The 16,217-nt window shown below is 45.6% G+C and carries 12 protein-coding genes, 1 other RNA gene and 1 other annotated feature; of the genes, 12 read left to right on the forward strand and 1 reads right to left on the reverse strand.

All coding sequences use genetic code 11. The features are described from left to right. Positions 1-29: 29 nt before the first annotated feature. The 4 genes from EIZ58_RS07855 to dtd all read left to right on the forward strand — a co-directional run bounded on the left by EIZ58_RS07855 (position 30) and on the right by dtd (position 5,188). The gene (locus EIZ58_RS07855; RefSeq protein WP_134700056.1) at positions 30-1,883 is read left to right on the forward strand and encodes a single-stranded-DNA-specific exonuclease C-terminal domain-containing protein; all 1,854 of its coding nucleotides are present in this window, start codon (positions 30-32) and stop codon (positions 1,881-1,883) included. An 11-nt stretch (positions 1,884-1,894) separates the two neighbouring features. Next, positions 1,895-2,410, forward strand: a complete 516-nt coding sequence (locus tag EIZ58_RS07860) for an adenine phosphoribosyltransferase (RefSeq protein ID WP_134700057.1) — start codon at positions 1,895-1,897, stop codon at positions 2,408-2,410. Positions 2,411-2,545: 135 nt separating this feature from the next. Next, positions 2,546-4,723: a RelA/SpoT family protein gene (locus EIZ58_RS07865; RefSeq protein ID WP_134700058.1), complete on the forward strand. Its 2,178-nt coding sequence runs from the start codon at positions 2,546-2,548 to the stop codon at positions 4,721-4,723. 18 nt (positions 4,724-4,741) lie between these two features. After that, positions 4,742-5,188: a D-aminoacyl-tRNA deacylase gene (gene dtd, locus EIZ58_RS07870; RefSeq protein ID WP_134700059.1), complete on the forward strand. Its 447-nt coding sequence runs from the start codon at positions 4,742-4,744 to the stop codon at positions 5,186-5,188. Between the two features lie 22 nt (positions 5,189-5,210). On the opposite strand, the gene EIZ58_RS07875 is transcribed toward dtd, so the two are convergent. Further along, a complete protein-coding gene (locus EIZ58_RS07875) occupies positions 5,211-6,674 on the reverse strand; it encodes an N-acetylmuramoyl-L-alanine amidase family protein (RefSeq protein ID WP_167577560.1) in 1,464 nt (487 codons plus the stop codon). 220 nt (positions 6,675-6,894) lie between these two features. Between EIZ58_RS07875 and EIZ58_RS33200 the strand changes: the two genes are divergently transcribed. From EIZ58_RS33200 to EIZ58_RS07910, 8 genes are all read left to right on the forward strand, one after another. Beyond that, positions 6,895-7,059, forward strand: a complete 165-nt coding sequence (locus tag EIZ58_RS33200; protein ID WP_167577561.1) for a hypothetical protein — start codon at positions 6,895-6,897, stop codon at positions 7,057-7,059. Between the two features lie 42 nt (positions 7,060-7,101). Beyond that, positions 7,102-8,595 carry a coproporphyrinogen III oxidase gene (locus EIZ58_RS07880; RefSeq protein WP_134700061.1) on the forward strand — a complete coding sequence of 498 codons (1,494 nt, stop codon included), beginning with the start codon at positions 7,102-7,104 and terminating at the stop codon, positions 8,593-8,595. A 61-nt stretch (positions 8,596-8,656) separates the two neighbouring features. Further along, positions 8,657-8,891, forward strand: a binding site (T-box leader). A gap of 64 nt (positions 8,892-8,955) precedes the next feature. Next, a complete protein-coding gene (gene hisS / locus EIZ58_RS07885) occupies positions 8,956-10,215 on the forward strand; it encodes a histidine--tRNA ligase (protein ID WP_134700062.1) in 1,260 nt (419 codons plus the stop codon). 225 nt (positions 10,216-10,440) lie between these two features. Beyond that, on the forward strand, positions 10,441-12,216 hold the full coding sequence (gene aspS / locus EIZ58_RS07890; protein WP_134700942.1) for an aspartate--tRNA ligase: 1,776 nt from the start codon (positions 10,441-10,443) through the stop codon (positions 12,214-12,216). A gap of 53 nt (positions 12,217-12,269) precedes the next feature. Then, a non-coding RNA gene (gene ssrS, locus EIZ58_RS07895) (6S RNA) lies at positions 12,270-12,463 on the forward strand. A gap of 284 nt (positions 12,464-12,747) precedes the next feature. Next, entirely contained in the window at positions 12,748-13,899 is a 1,152-nt protein-coding gene (locus tag EIZ58_RS07900; RefSeq protein ID WP_205672125.1) for an iron-containing alcohol dehydrogenase, read from the forward strand. A gap of 107 nt (positions 13,900-14,006) precedes the next feature. Next, positions 14,007-14,270 carry a DUF1507 family protein gene (locus EIZ58_RS07905; RefSeq protein ID WP_134700064.1) on the forward strand — a complete coding sequence of 88 codons (264 nt, stop codon included), beginning with the start codon at positions 14,007-14,009 and terminating at the stop codon, positions 14,268-14,270. Positions 14,271-14,291: 21 nt separating this feature from the next. Further along, positions 14,292-16,103 carry an aldehyde ferredoxin oxidoreductase family protein gene (locus EIZ58_RS07910; RefSeq protein WP_134700065.1) on the forward strand — a complete coding sequence of 604 codons (1,812 nt, stop codon included), beginning with the start codon at positions 14,292-14,294 and terminating at the stop codon, positions 16,101-16,103. Positions 16,104-16,217: the final 114 nt, after the last annotated feature.

Raw genomic sequence — 16,217 nt, forward strand, 5'->3', positions numbered from 1 at the left:
TAATGATCTCTTAGAGGGGTGGTGCAAACATGCTTTCATCACAAGCTCAATGGCTTATAGAACCACTGGATGAAGAGCAAGCGGCTGTTTTGCAAACAGAGCTAGGAATTTCGCCCTTACTTGCTCGGGTTTTAGTTCGCAGAGAACTTAGAACTCCTGCACATGCTAAAGAGTTCTTATATCCTACGACGAACTCTATTCGCGATGCCAGTGAATGGAATGAATGTCAAAGAATTCTTTCCTCTTTACATAAGGTCCTTAGCCACTCACACCCCATCTTGATAACAAGCTCTCAGAATCAAGATGCACTGATTGCTTCTAGTATCCTGATTCATTCGCTGCTCTTAGCAGAAGGCTCCCCTGAGCGGATTCAATATGAACCCGCTCTAAGCCAAGAGTGTGAGTCTCAATCATTTGTTCGTATCACAATAGGGGGGCTGGCGCACAGCTACGATGACTGCATCCTGCTTTCCCCTGAACGGCTCGCGCCTGAAACGGAAACTCCTTTATCCGTCAGTGGTTTGTGTTTGGTGCTGGCTTACGGACTACTAAAGAGTGATGCCTTATCTTTATTGGATTTAGCGTTATTAGGAACCCTTTCCGCCCAGGTGCCGTTACGAGGCGTCAACCGAACCATAGTGAAGATGGGGCTTAAAACTTTCAAACAGAGTAAGAATGTAGGCGTCAAACATCTGCAAAGACGGATAACTACTGGTTCTAGGCAAGAGCTTGCTCAATCCATCTTAAGTATGCTTCCAACGGATAGAAGAACCGTTGACCTGCTCCTTTCCAATCAGGATGACAAGATCCATTCCTTCCTTGTTTCTCTTAATTTGAACGATTCTTTGGAGACCGAGGATACGGATCGGCCACTAGCTTCATCCCCTACTATACATATTGATACCGATTGTTCCTTATGGGATTGGAGCGTGTCTGTGATAGAGGAATTAGAGCTGTTAGCTCCGTTTGGTCCTGGCAATCCATCTCCAGTCTTCTTGCTGCGACGTGGTGAACTAAAGAATGTTCGAGCGGTTGGCCTGTATCAGGAAGATATGAAGTGTACTATTGTTCAAGGAGAAAGTTCTATGGATGGCTTGGGGGTTGGAGGAATAGGGAAAAAGGTTGCAGAGATCTCCAAACACGCGATAGCTGATCTTGTGGGTCAACCTGTTGTACATGAGTGGAATGGCGTGAGGAAGCCCCAGTTTATGTTTGTGGATATGGCAATCGAACATACCCAAGTATTTGATTACCGGGGGGTAAAGGACAAGCTTAATAAGATTGCAAGCATCCTAGATTTAAATACGTGGATTTTATGCTTTCGAAAAGAAAGTTTAGCGGAACTTGTGGGGGTTCAGACAAAAGCCAAAATTCTTTTAGTTGTGGACGATCAGTTGTTGTTGCCTGCTGATGGTGGAATGAGTCACCTGATCTGGTATGACATGCCGTTCTCACTCGAACAGCTAACAGAAACCTTTAGCCGCCTGCCTAGCTATGGCAGACTTTATTGTGTTTTTGGAGCTGAGCATCGCAACCGCTTAGCGATGATACCGACTCGGGAACAATTCAAGTGGCTATATGGGACGTTAGTAAAAAAGAAGACCTTTAAACCAGAATTAGTTCCCCACCTTGCCAAGACAAAAGGCATCAGTGAGCAGGCTGTCTACTTTATGCTGCAGGTTTTCTTGGAACTAGGCTTTGTCAAAAATGAACGTTCACAAATTGAAATCGTGCCTTCAGCAGAAAAAAGGGAATTAACGGAGTCGGTACTCTATAGAAATAAGCAAAAAGAGTTAGAGCTTGAAACAGAAATTCTCTATTCCAGCTTTGAATCGTTATGTCAAGTCGTTAATCAGGATAAACTAAATTATCGTAACCCATAGGAGGAAGTAAGATGGATTTTAAAGATTATATTCGAATCATTCCTGATTTCCCCAAGGAAGGGATTAAGTTTAAGGATATTACAACCATGCTCAAAAATGGAACCGTATATAAACAAGCCATTGACGAAATTGCCCAGTATGCCAAAGATTTAAACGTGGACATTATCGCTGGACCGGAAGCCCGAGGTTTTGTGGTGGGAGCTCCTTTAGCTTACGCGTTGAATGCTGGCTTTGCGCCTGTTAGAAAATCCGGCAAATTACCGGGAGAAGTGATTTCAGCTGAATACGATCTGGAATACGGAAAGGATCAGCTAGCCATGCATAAGGACGCCATCCAACCTGGACAAAGAGTCCTCATTGCTGATGATCTATTAGCTACAGGAGGAACCATATCGACTACCGTCAATCTAGTCAGACAATTGGGTGGGGAAATCGTTGGAGCCGCTTTTTTAATAGAGCTGACCTACTTGAACGGCAGAGATAAGATCAAGGATATTGATGTGTTTTCCCTTGTAAAATACCAATAAGACAGAAAAGCAATAGGCCCCCAAAAGGGGGGATATTGCTTTTTTCGTTCATAAAGCTTTACAATCTTATTAAATTAAAAGATAATGGATAGCAAAATCTTCGGATGAATTGAAGTATAGATGAGGGTGAGAAAAATGAGCGTCGATACTGCCATTGAACATGCCGCTGACAGTGCCATAACCAAGGCCAAAAAATATCTTCCAGACAAGGATGTCAATATGTTGATCCGCGCTTGCGAATTTGCTCGGAGCGCACATGAAGGGCAAATACGTAAGTCTGGTGCGCCTTACATTATCCATCCCATTGCAGTGGCAGAGATCTTGCTGACAATGCAGATGGACGCTGTCACCGTGGCTGCTGCTTTCTTACACGATGTCGTGGAGGATACCCCAGTAGAATTAGAAGAGATAAAAAAGGAATTTGGCGAAGATACAGCCAATCTTGTGGACGGGGTAACGAAGCTAGGGCGGATCAAATATAAGTCAAAAGAAGAGCAACAAGCTGAGAATCATCGCAAAATGTTTTTGGCGATGGCTCAGGACGTCCGTGTGATCCTCATTAAGTTAGCGGACCGTTTGCATAATATGCGGACACTCAAGCATCTGCCGGAGGAGAAGCAGAGACGAATTGCGAACGAAACTTTGGAAATCTTTGCGCCGTTAGCTCATCGTCTAGGGATAGCTTCGATTAAATGGGAATTAGAAGATATTGCCCTGCGATATATCAACCCGCAGCAATACTACCGAATCGTCAACCTCATGCAAAAGAAACGCACCGAGCGTGAAAAATATATTGAGCAAGTCATTGAGGAAATACGCGTCAAACTTCGCGAGCTGCAGGTTTCTGCGGATATCTCAGGAAGACCTAAACACCTGTATAGTATTTATAAAAAAATGATTACACAGAACAAAGAATTCAATGAAATCTATGACCTTTTAGCTGTTCGTGTGATCGTGGAGGATATTCGGGATTGCTATGCCTCTCTTGGGATTATCCATACGCTATGGAAGCCGATGCCCGGGCGTTTTAAGGACTATATCGCCATGCCTAAGGCGAATATGTACCAGTCCTTGCATACAACCGTCATAGGACCCAATGGAGAGCCCTTAGAGGTTCAGATCCGGACAGCAGAAATGCACCGGACAGCTGAATACGGGATCGCCGCTCACTGGGCGTATAAGGAAGGGAAGGCCAATACAGAGGATAACCTAGAAAACAAGCTGACCTGGTTCCAGGAGATATTGGAATGGCAGGACAGTGCTAAAGACGCCCAAGAGTTTATGGAATCCCTTAAGATGGACCTGTTCTCGGACGTGGTGTTTGTGTTTACACCAAAAGGAGACGTCATTGAGCTGCCAAACGGTTCGGTGCCGTTGGATTTTGCTTATCGGATCCATTCCGAAGTCGGTAACCGCTGCATTGGAGCAAAGGTCAATAACAAGATCGTAACCTTGGACCATCCGCTGAAAACGGGGGACATTGTTGAGGTGCTTACCTCAAAACACAGTTATGGACCTAGCCGGGATTGGCTCAAGATAGCTAAATCGTCTCAAGCCCGCAATAAAATCAGAGCCTGGTTTAAGAAAGAGCAACGGGACGACAATGTGATTAAGGGCAAGGAAATGGTCGAGAATGAGCTGAAAAAACAAGGCTTTGAACTGAAAGAAGCCCTTACGCAGGAGAATATCGCTGAAGCTATCAGTAAATTTAATTTTAATAACGAAGAAGATATGTATGCTGCTATTGGCTATGGAGGACTCACGCCCGCACAATTAGTCACACGTCTGACAGAGAAAATTCGGAAGGTACGGGAAGAAAAATCCATTCCAGACTTTAAGCAGGATTTTGCGAAAAGAAAAACACCGGATCAAGGGATTTCCGTTAAGGGGATCGATAATTTATTAGTCCGCTTTTCGCGTTGCTGTACGCCTATTCCTGGTGATGACATTGTAGGCTTTATCACGAGGGGGAGAGGGATATCCGTTCATCGAACTTCCTGTCCGAATATTATTAATGAAGAGGAAAAAGATCGATTGATCCATATTGATTGGGAAGGCGACCGAGTTCAGGAATACAATGTCGATATTGAGATTACCGGACATGACCGTAGCGGCTTACTAAACGAAGTACTCAACTCGGTAGCTGACAGCAAGACGAATATTATTGCGGTGACGGGAAAAGCGGATAAGAATAAGGTCGCTAAAATCAATATGACCATTGCGATTCATAACGTTAGCCATCTGCAGAGAGTAGTAGAAAGGCTTAAAAGGATCAAAGACGTCTATACCGTAAGACGAGTGTTAAACATCTAAAAGGGGATTTATTAGGCCATGAGACTTGTAGTGCAACGCTCCAGAGAGGCCGAGGTTACAGTAGAAGGGAAAGTGACCGGCAAAATCGACAGAGGCCTGGTCGTGTTAGTTGGCATTACCCATGACGATGGGGAAGAAGATGTGCGCTTTACCTCGGAAAAAGTCGCTCATCTGCGGATCTTTGAGGATGACACGGAAAAGATGAATCATTCGGTGTTGGACGTCGGTGGAAGCATGTTATCGATTTCCCAATTTACCCTTTACGGCGACTGTAGGAAAGGCAGAAGACCGAACTTCATGGCAGCTGCCCGACCTGATCACGCTGAGCGGCTATATGATCTGTTTAATGAGACCTTAAGGAAAATGGGCATCAACGTACAAACAGGGGTATTCGGAGCTATGATGCAGGTTCACCTCAATAATGACGGGCCTGTGACCATAATCATTGATAGTAAAGAAAAATAACCAAGGGAGTTCACTCCCTTGGTTATTTCTTTTGTGCAAAATATTTTACAATCCCTTGGAAGACACCTTCAGCAGCTTGTTCCTGGAATTCTTTTGTCTTCATGATGACTTCTTCTTGATAGTTCGTCAGGAAGCCTAGCTCGCATAGTACGGCAAGTTGGGGATTTTCCCTTAGCACAAAATAGTTCCCATAGCGTGCATTGAGATCTGTTGATCCCGTTCTCTTTACTACTTCTTTTTGAATGCTGTTGGCCAGTTCTCGGTCATCGCCATTGCTATAGAAGTAGGTAATCACGCCGTTGACACGATAGTTTTCACTTGTATTGTGATGGATGCTGATAAAAGCGTCTACCTGCCGACGAATGGAAGAATCTACTCTCTCCTGAAGGGATACCTTCCGATCATCTTCCCGGGTCATGATTACGGTAGCCCCTGCCGCCTTAAGCTTGCGGCTGAGGAGATGACTCACCTGAAGATTGACGACTTTTTCTAAGGTTCCTAAATGAGGACCGATCGCCCCGCTATCGCTGCCGCCATGTCCTGGGTCAACGAGAATCGTTCGTCCCTTAAGCAGGGACTCGTTTCCTTTACGTTCAACGTTGGCTACTCCTTGAGCCGATACGATCCATCCCGCCACGTAGCCCACTTGATTGGGGGCTGTCTGAATCCGAAACCAGTCTCCCTCAACGCCTAAAACAGCATAATTCTCCCCTTCCTTTGCAATCTTTACGACATCAAAGGAAGTACCTGGTCCGCTGCGTAGGTTGGTGCCGGGATTCAAGATGCGTATCGTCGGCTTCTCCGATTCGACGCTTGGTGACGGAGGGGAGGGAGTAGACCCCATGGTCACAAGCCAGCTAGCCACCCATCCTTGCAGATTGTCTTTCTGTATTCGTATCCAGTCTCCTTGTTGCTCCAAAATGGTGAGACTGTCGCCTGCATACACCTGTCCAACCGCAGACTCATGGGTACCCGGACCACTTCGCACATTAAGCGTAGCACTCTTGACGGTGGCTTGAGCCTGTGAGGATGGATTGGGGGCTGGCTGTATGAGCGCAGGTGAGGGAACCTCTTTGGTTAACCAGCCTGCGGTCCAGCCAATCGACCCATCCTTCAAGCGAATCTTGATCCAGTCGCCTTCTGCATCTAACCGGGGAAAGCTCTCACTCTTGGCCATCTGTCCAACCACTGGAAAAGAGGTACTGGGTCCAGCTCGGATATTCAAAGTCTCAATCGTAGGAGAGACGTAAGCCGCAGGCGTCGCCGGCTGATTGATTTCCACATGCCAGGAGGCAACCCAGCCTTTCTGTCCGTTAGGCAGAAGAATCTGAATCCAGTTATCTTTCATTTGAACGATGGGGTAGTTTTCTTGGCCTTTAACTTGCGCGATGACTTTATGAGTTTGGCCTGCGCCATCTCGTACGTTCAATGAGCTGACGGCAATCGTTACCGAACCTGCCTGCTGAGAATTAGATAAAACAGCCAAAGGAATACAGCCTAAAAGTAAGCTTATGCTTACGAGCAGGCTTATGATCCTCCTTCGATTACATTCAAGGTGCGACAATTGTGACAATCCTTTCTCCGTATAGAAATCGCATGGGAACTACTTCGCTGTTTGATAAGGGATATCCTCTAAAAAAACGAAGAAAAAATGGTTAAGTTGGCAAGAATAAGAGAGAAAGCCGAATGGAAAAGGGGGAGTCGTCGTGAGACAGGGCGTTAAAGATGCGCAAATTGCACAAACCATTTTAACTGGAGAAAGTGCTGATCTGCATGATACAACAGTTCAAATTGAGGTCTGGGAAGATGCTCAGGGAAGCAGCATGTGCTTTGGAGAAGGGAGAGACCTTGCCAGAAGAATAGGCAGATGATAGAGTAAACGGGAAGTTTATCGTTTCTAAAGGAGAACCGTCATGCTTATTTATGTAACAGGGATTGAGGAAAAATGGGAAAGAGCAGTGGCCCATCTTATTGACCTGTTTTATGAGGACACTACGATTTCTTTCCAAGCTCTAGAACAAGCGCCGGATTTGCAAATTGATATACAAATATTCTTGGAAGAGCGGCCGCAAACTAAAGTGGCAATCACAGACCGACAAGGTCAAAAAGTTGAAAAAGCATTAATCATAGAATGGAATGAGGATTTATCTGAAGCGGAGCAACGGAAGCGCCTTAAGAGAGGCCTTAGCCAAAATCTACTCTCCATTCTGCAGGACTATACGGGATTGGAACAGCCGTGGGGCATTCTTACGGGAGTAAGACCAACCAAGCTGATGCACAGCAAGCTTCAATTGGGGGTCTCGAAGGAAGAGGTACACCGGGAGTTTCAAGAGGAATATCTTGTTCAACCCGAAAAATCAAAGCTTCTTGAAAGAATTGTAGAGCGTCAGCTATCTGCTGTTCCTGATCTTTACGAGCTAAAACATCAAGTGAGTATTTATATTGGCATTCCGTTCTGTCCAACCAAGTGTGCTTATTGCACGTTCCCGGCATATGCAATTAATGGACGTCAAGGATCCGTGGATTCTTTTCTAGGTGGGCTTCACCACGAAATTAAGGGGATCGGAGATTGGCTTCGGCAGCACAACATCCCCATCACTACCGTTTACTTTGGAGGCGGTACGCCTACGAGCATTACAGCAGAAGAGATGGATGACTTATACGAGCAAATGTATCAGTCCTTTCCTCATGTCGAGCGCATACGAGAAATTACAGTGGAAGCGGGAAGGCCGGATACCATTACTCCCGATAAGCTGGATGTATTAAAAAAATGGGGCATTCACCGAATTAGCATCAACCCGCAATCCTATATCCAGGAAACTTTGAAAGCGATTGGACGTCATCACACCGTAGAGGAAACGATTGAGAAGTTTAAGCTGGCACGGCACATGGGGATGGACAACATCAATATGGATTTAATTATTGGGTTGCCGGGAGAGGGATTAGAAGAATTCGAATATACCTTATCGGAAACTGAAAAGCTAAAACCTGAATCCTTAACGGTTCATACCTTATCCTTTAAAAGAGCCTCCGAAATGACACAGAATAAGGAAAAGTATCCCGTTGCAAGCCGTGAAGAAATTACCCAAATGATGAATAAAGCCCAGTTGTGGACAGAGAAGCATGACTATTCACCCTATTATTTATACCGCCAAAAGAATATATTAGGAAACCTGGAGAATATAGGATATTCGTTAGCAGGCAGAGAGAGCCTATATAACATTATGATTATGGAAGAAGCGCAGACGATTATCGGATTAGGCTGCGGCGCTTCGAGTAAGTGGGTGGATCCCAAGACAGGAAAAATCTCGCGGTTTGCTAATCCAAAGGAGCCCAAAGCTTATAATGAGAATTACGAATACTATACATCAGTAAAAATTGACATGCTTAACAAATTATTTCTGTAGGTTAGGGAAATAACTTGACATTAAAACAGCTTCTCAGTATCATGAAAAAAGCAATTGAATATTCGATCCTTTGAAGGGAACAGTACCCTTAATTAGGTTAGAACAGAGAGGAAGTGACCCGGCTGAAATCACTTCTCTAGACTATTCTGGCGAAAGACATCCCTGAGGACCTCAAGCGAACGAACGAATTTAGTAGCTTGTTGGCGTGCGAACGTTATGCAATAAGTGAGAACAAGCGTTGTTTACCTTGTTCTTGATTAGGGTGGCACCACGGGAGAACAACTCTCGTCCCTGACATTTGTCGGGGACGAGAGTTTTTTGTTTTTGATTTGAAAAAAGACCCAGTAAGGAGGAAATCGGATGGCAATTCACATTCCCCGCGGAACCGCAGACGTACTCCCAGGCGAAGTGGAGTTATGGCAGTATATTGAGCAAAAAGCGAGACAGATTTGCAAGCGATACAACTATCGGGAAATACGTACCCCGATATTTGAACACACGGAGCTCTTTCACCGTGGCGTGGGTGAAACCACGGATATCGTAGAAAAAGAAATGTACACCTTCACGGATAAAGGCGACAGGAGCATTACCCTGCGTCCGGAAGGGACGGCAGCCGTAGTCCGTTCCTATGTGGAAAACAAGATGTATGGTGACCCTAACCAGCCGACGAAGCTGTACTATATAGGTCAGATGTTTCGGTATGAAAGACCTCAAGCGGGAAGAATGAGGCAGTTTACGCAGTTCGGCGTCGAGGCCATTGGAGCACACCATCCTTCTATTGATGCAGAGACGATAGCTCTAGCCATGCGACTATATGAAGAGCTGGGGATTAAGGGCTTAAGTCTAGAAATCAACAGTGTTGGCTGTTCTACTTGCCGGCCCGTTCATCGGGAGCATTTAGTTGCTCATCTGGAGGAAAGGAAGGAAGAGCTCTGCGGAGATTGTCAATCCCGGTTAGAGCGAAACCCTTTGCGGATCCTGGATTGTAAGAATCCTACTTGTAAAGAGATCACGAAGGAAGCTCCGAATATCACGGAACACTTGTGCGAAGAATGCTCTCCTCATTTCGAAGCAGTCAAGAAGCACCTGGATCAATTGGGCATTGCCTATACGGTTAATCCAAGGATGGTCCGTGGGCTGGATTACTACACCCAAACAGCCTTTGAGATAATGGCTGAGGGTTTTGGGGCGATAACCACCATTTGCGGTGGAGGGCGATATAACGGTCTCGTAGAGCAAATTGGCGGGAATGATATGCCAGGCATTGGTTTTGCCATGAGTATCGAACGGGTTCTACTGACTCTGAAGGCTCAAAACATCGAGTTGCCGGTACATACCCATCTGGATTGCTTTTTGATTGCGATGGGAGAAGCCGCGGAAATGAAATCGGTGGAGCTGCTGGATCAGCTTAGACAGCATGGATTTGCTGCAGATAAGGATTATGTAGGCAGAAAGATGAAAGCCCAGCTCAAAGCAGCAGATCGCTATGCTGCCCGCTATGTCCTGATTCTTGGTGAGGATGAACTAAACAAGCAAGTGGTGGTCATCAAGGATATGCAGACAGGCGATCAGCAGGAAGTTCCGTTTGATGAAATGGTATCGTTCCTGTCAGCTCATTAGGTTTTTCGGCCATTTGATCCATTAAATGGGTAAAATGGCGAGGGATAGAAAGTAGAGCGGACATCAGTTCCGTTATGTTGATAAAACCCTGCTCTTTTTGACTGTTTTTGAGAAAATAAGGAACTCAAGGTCCGATAAAAGCACAGATATAGTGTTTTTGAAAGGAATAGCGGATCATATGTCTGCAATACCTGTAATCAAAAAAGGAGGAAAAGGAAAGTGGAGATGTATCGTTCACACCATTGTGGTGAAATTGGAAAAGACCATGTAGGTCAAGAGGTAACGTTAAGCGGTTGGGTACAAAAAAGAAGAGACCTAGGCGGGGTAATCTTCATTGATTTACGTGACCGCAGCGGGTTGGTTCAAGTGGTATTAAATCCGGAATACAATGTGGAAGCCCATGAGCGGGGAGACCGCATTCGCAGTGAATACGTGTTGACCTTAAAAGGAAAAGTGGTGGAAAGAAGCCCGGAGACGGTCAATCCGAAGATGATGACGGGAGAAATTGAGATTCATGTTTCTGAAGTCAATATCTTAAATGAAGCCAAGACGCCTCCTTTCATGATTGAGGATCAGGTCGAAGTCGATGAGAATATCCGTTTAAAATACCGCTATCTGGATTTGAGACGTCCAGTCATGCAACAATCGCTGATGCTTCGCCACCGTGTATCGAAGACCTTCCGCGATTTCCTAGATAACCAAGGCTTCCTTGAGATTGAAACGCCTATGCTTACCAAAAGCACACCAGAGGGAGCAAGAGACTACCTCGTTCCTAGCCGCGTTCATCCAGGTGAATTCTTTGCTTTACCACAATCCCCGCAATTGTTTAAACAATTGTTGATGGTTTCGGGTTATGAAAAGTATTTCCAAATTGTTCGCTGCTTCCGTGATGAGGACTTGCGTGCAGACCGTCAGCCAGAGTTCACTCAGGTGGATATTGAAACCTCCTTCTTGTCCATGGAACAGTTGCTGGATATGATGGAGCAATTGATTGCTGAAGTGTGTGAAAAGGCGATTGGGCTTCGGGTAGAAACTCCATTCCAACGCTTAAGCTACCAAGAAGCGATGGGACGCTATGGCTCAGACAAGCCCGACCTACGATTTGGAATGGAACTTACCGATGTGTCGGATCTAGTGGCGGAATGTGGCTTTAAAGTGTTTAGCAGCGCGATTGAACGCGGCGGACAAGTGAAGGGATTGAATGTTAAAGGATGCGGACACTTCTCCCGAAAAGACGTGGATGACCTAGCGAAGTTTGCCGCTCAATATGGGGCTAAGGGCTTGGCGTGGATTGCGTTTAAAGATGGGGAAATCAAGGGACCAATCGGAAAGTTCTTTAGTGAAGAGGAAATTGCCCAATTCAAAGAACGCTTTGCTGCAGAAGAAGGAGACTTATTGCTGTTTGTGGCTGACTCTCCGAAAGTAGTAGCAGATGGATTAGGGGCACTACGTTCGAAGTTCGGAAAAGACTTGGGGCTCATCGATCCGAATGTGTTTAAGTTCGCATGGGTAGTCGACTTCCCGCTTGTGGAATACGATCAAGATGCCCAGCGCTATGTGGCCTTGCACCATCCGTTCACAATGCCTCGAGTAGAAGACTTGCACTTATTTGACAGCGATCCAAGCCAAATTCGTGCTCAAGCTTATGACCTTGTGCTTAACGGCTTTGAAATTGGTGGGGGCAGCATGAGGATTTATAAGCGCGATATTCAAGAAAAGATGTTCCAGGCCCTTGGCTTCAGCAAAGAAGAAGCACAAGAAAAGTTTGGATTCCTTCTCGATGCCTTTGAGTATGGCACACCACCTCACGGGGGAGTAGCCTTTGGACTTGACCGATTAGTCATGTTGCTTGCCGGCCGAACCAATCTAAGAGAAGTCATTGCCTTCCCTAAAACGGCCAGTGCGACAGATCCGATGACGGATGCTCCTGGTGCGGTAGAGCAAAAGCAATTGAATGAGCTTCATATCCAGCTCAAATTACCTGAAGAAGTAAAAATATAGGCTTGTATGGGTATTGCAATCGCTTTCAGTATAGGTTAAAATAAAATCAACAAAGAGTCCTAAGATGTACGTAAGGCCCATATGTTTTGAGCCCAACACTAGAGTAATGGGATTCCGGAGTTTCTCTTGGGGAGTGATGCTAGGCTAATGACCTGGAACGTGAACCGGAGAACAGGATGCACCCGTGATTGGGAATGGTTTTGAGCAGGTTCAAAACTAGGTTTTTTACGGCATATGTGGGACTCTTCCCATACTTAATGAAATCATACCGGAGAATTGCCTCTTACCGATTGATCGGTGAGCGGCAGTTGCTCCGGTTTTTTGTTTGGGAAGTTGCTCCCCTGTTCCGTTATGGAACAGGGGATTGCTCTATTGTGGAACAATGGTGGAGAGATCGTCAGAGTTAGACTACGGGTTAATTCTAGGTTTAACTGCATTAAGAACCTCCCCTAGAAGTTGGCATCAAACTTGCTTATATAAATGAGTGTAAGCGTTACAAAAATAAACATTAACTATGAGGAGAGTGTTCTGATGTCAGTATTTGGATTCTTTATGCCAAGCGTAAACTTGATGGGTGTAGGTGCGGTGAAAGAAGTGGGATCTAGAATTAAGAACTTGGGCAAAACAAAAGCTCTTATCGTAACCGATGCAGGTTTATATAAATTTGGCGTAGCTGATGAAATTGCAGGCTATATTCGTGAGGCAGGCGTTGATGTTGCCATCTTCCCGGGTGCAGAACCTAACCCTACCGATAAGAATGTGGAGGCGGGATTGGCTGCTTATAGGGAAGAGGGTTGCGATGTGATTGTATCTCTTGGCGGAGGAAGCTCTCACGACTGTGCGAAAGGGATCGGGATTGTAGCTGCTAACGGAGGTACCATCTATGACTACGAAGGGGTAGATCAATCCAAGTCTCCTTCCGTACCTTTGATTTCGATTAACACAACGTCAGGAACCGCGAGTGAGATTACTCGTTTCTGTATCATTACAGATACAAGACGCTCCGTAAAAATGGCCATCGTAGACAAGCATGTAACTCCTACGATCTCTATTAATGATCCAGTATTAACCGTAAAGAAACCAGCTCCTTTAACAGCAGCTACAGGTATGGATGCCCTTACGCATGCAGTGGAGGCTTATGTATCGACAGCCGCTACTCCGATTACCGATGCTTGCGCTCTTCAAGCGATCCGCTTAATTAGCAAAAGCTTGCGTGCGGCCGTTGCTAACGGAGAAGACCTGGAAGCCCGCGATAAAATGTCCTATGCTCAATTGTTAGCCGGAATGGCCTTTAACAACGCATCTCTGGGCTATGTTCACGCGATAGCGCATCAGTTCGGCGGATTCTACAACTTGCCGCACGGGGTTTGTAATGCGATCCTCTTGCCTCACGTAGAGAGATTTAACCTTATGGCTAAGCCTGAGCGTTTTGCAGATATCGCTGTAGCTTTAGGTGAAAACATTGAGGGCTTGTCTACAATGGAAGCTGCTGAAAAAGCGCTAGATGCTATCGTAAAATTAGCACGCGATGTTAACATTCCTAGCGGATTCAGTGAGCTGGGGGCAAAGTTGGAAGACGTACCGGTGCTTGCTGAAAACGCAATGAAAGATGCTTGCTCTTTCACAAATCCTAGAAAAGCAACCATGGATGAATTACAAGCCATCATCCGCGCAGCGTTTTAATTAGAACGATACGGATTCTTTAAGAGGGAGCGCCTTGGCAGGTGAACTCCCTCTTTCCTCATCTAAGAGTAAGTCTTGCATGGTACTGGATAGAAGGAGGAAGACAGATGAAGGAATCTATGGAACTGGGCGAAGCGGCCATCGAACTGCTTGACGATGATATTCATCGGATTATGCTGATCATGGAGCATCAATTAAGTAAAAAAGGAAAGCTCCATGCGGCTGATATTTTGGATACGCAGATGTATGCCTTATCTCGCGTGGTGGATTTTTTGGTAAGGCTAGGACTCTTAAAAACAATCGAAGGTAAGGAAATGATGAATCAAGTGGAGATCCAAATAAACCATAAATATTGCGAGCGGGTAGGCTAAATAGAACTTAAGGGGGAAGCTATGAATATCGGGGGATTCAAAGATCGAGAAGTCTATGTAAACTTAACGACAGGGAATATAGAATATCGACCAATTAATGAGGGTTTAGCACGGAAGTATATCGGAGGAAGAGGTTTAGGCGTAAAGTATGTATTTGACAACGGTCCACAGGTAAAGGCTTTTTCAGAAGATAATATCCTATGTTTGATGACAGGTCCCGTCACTGGCTCCCGAGTAGCCATGAGTGGACGTCTTTGCTTTGTGACGAAGTCACCGCTAACAGAGACCGTAACTGACTCTCATATGGGTGGATGGACAGCAGCGAGGTTAAAATGGGCGGGGATAGATAATGTAATCTTCAGAGGAAAAAGTGATCGTCCCGTCTATTTATATATAGAAAACGGACAGGCAAACCTTCGAGATGCAACCGATCTATGGGGTCTTGGAACACGGGAAACCATTCAAAGACTTAAAGAAAGATACGGAGAAAATGATTTGAGTGTGGCATGTATCGGCATTGCAGGAGAAAACAAGGTACTCTATGCAGGGTTTATCAATGAGCATGATCGATCTGCGGGGCGTGGGGGAACAGGTGCGGTCGCCGGAGACAAAAAGCTAAAAGCGATCGTGATCAGAGCTTCTCAGAAAGGGAATATGCCGACAGCGGCGAACGAGGCGGATTACAAGCCAGCCGTCCAAGCTGGGCTAAAAGCTATCATGGAAAGTCCAGTAACGGCTCCTCGTAAGGGAGGTCTTTCCGTCTACGGAACAAATGTATTAACGAGTATCATGAATGAAGTAGGGGGTATGCCTGCAAAAAACTCTCAGTACTCTCATTTTGAAGGGGCTGAGGGACACAGTGGCGAAACGGTGAATGCCACCCTACTTGTTTCAGATAATGGCTGTCATGCCTGCCCTGTCACATGTAAGAAGGAAGTTGAAGTTAAAGAGGGAAAGTACAAAACGAGAGTAGAAAGCTTCGAATATGAAACTGGATGGGCGCTTGGATCGAACTGCGGGCTTTCTGATGCTCGGGCCATAGCTTATATGCTTAACCAATGCAACGAATATGGCTTCGATACCATTGAGATCGGCAACGCCTTATCGGTGACAATGGAAGCTTATCAGCGTGGATTGATAGACGAAGCTGTCCAATGGGGCGATGCAGATAAAATGATTGAGCTGATTGATCAAGCAGCCCGACGCGAAGGGGTTCTAGGAAACGCCATTGCCGATGGAGCTGGCAGGGCAGCCCTACTCTATGGTGCTCCAGACATGGCGATGGTGGTAAAGAATCAGGCCATTCCCGCGTATGATCCTAGGGGAGCGCAAGGGATTGGATTGGGTTATGCCACAAGTAACCGCGGAGCCTGCCATCTTCGAGGGTATATTATTGCTTCCGAAATATTAGGGATTCCAGAACCGACAGACAGGCTGAAGGCTGAAGGGAAAGGAACCCTGCTTAAGATTTTCCAAGATCTCCATGCTTTCTCTGATTCTATGAATATATGCAAGTTTTCTGCTTTTGCGGAGAACGCCGATTTATATGCTGACCAGTACGCGGCAATGACAGGCATCAAAATAACGGCTGATGATGTATTAAGGATCGGTGAACGGGTGTATAATCTAGAACGCTACTATAATAATTTATCAGGGTTCAACCGCCGTCAGGATGACATGCTGCCTAAGCGATTCTTAGAAGAACCAGCGAGCGGGAACAGCGAAGGACAAGTGTGTCACCTAGACGTCATGCTAGACGAGTACTATGGAGCTCGCGGATGGAAGGACGGCGTAGTACCGGAAGAAAAGCTAAGGGAATTAGAGATTATTTAGCAAAAGTGAGACTGTCCAAGGCAAGAAACGGACAGTCTTTTTATTTGCTTGAAAGTATGCTATATTATCTTTTTAGCAAATATGGAAATCATATAGAATAACTTTGTTTTATTT

Origin of the sequence: Ammoniphilus sp. YIM 78166, from assembly GCF_004522215.1 — a bacterium.
Lineage (GTDB): Bacteria > Bacillota > Bacilli > Aneurinibacillales > RAOX-1 > YIM-78166.

What these genes read in the sequence shown, in the direction of transcription:
- EIZ58_RS07855 (WP_134700056.1), top strand. Translation starts at nt 30, where the DNA reads ATGCTTTCATCACAAGCTCAATGGCTTATAGAACCACTGGATGAAGAG.
- EIZ58_RS07860 (WP_134700057.1), top strand. Translation starts at nt 1,895, where the DNA reads ATGGATTTTAAAGATTATATTCGAATCATTCCTGATTTCCCCAAGGAA.
- EIZ58_RS07865 (WP_134700058.1), top strand. Translation starts at nt 2,546, where the DNA reads ATGAGCGTCGATACTGCCATTGAACATGCCGCTGACAGTGCCATAACC.
- dtd (WP_134700059.1), top strand. Translation starts at nt 4,742, where the DNA reads ATGAGACTTGTAGTGCAACGCTCCAGAGAGGCCGAGGTTACAGTAGAA.
- EIZ58_RS07880 (WP_134700061.1), top strand. Translation starts at nt 7,102, where the DNA reads ATGCTTATTTATGTAACAGGGATTGAGGAAAAATGGGAAAGAGCAGTG.
- hisS (WP_134700062.1), top strand. Translation starts at nt 8,956, where the DNA reads ATGGCAATTCACATTCCCCGCGGAACCGCAGACGTACTCCCAGGCGAA.
- aspS (WP_134700942.1), top strand. Translation starts at nt 10,441, where the DNA reads ATGTATCGTTCACACCATTGTGGTGAAATTGGAAAAGACCATGTAGGT.
- EIZ58_RS07900 (WP_205672125.1), top strand. Translation starts at nt 12,748, where the DNA reads ATGTCAGTATTTGGATTCTTTATGCCAAGCGTAAACTTGATGGGTGTA.
- EIZ58_RS07905 (WP_134700064.1), top strand. Translation starts at nt 14,007, where the DNA reads ATGAAGGAATCTATGGAACTGGGCGAAGCGGCCATCGAACTGCTTGAC.
- EIZ58_RS07910 (WP_134700065.1), top strand. Translation starts at nt 14,292, where the DNA reads ATGAATATCGGGGGATTCAAAGATCGAGAAGTCTATGTAAACTTAACG.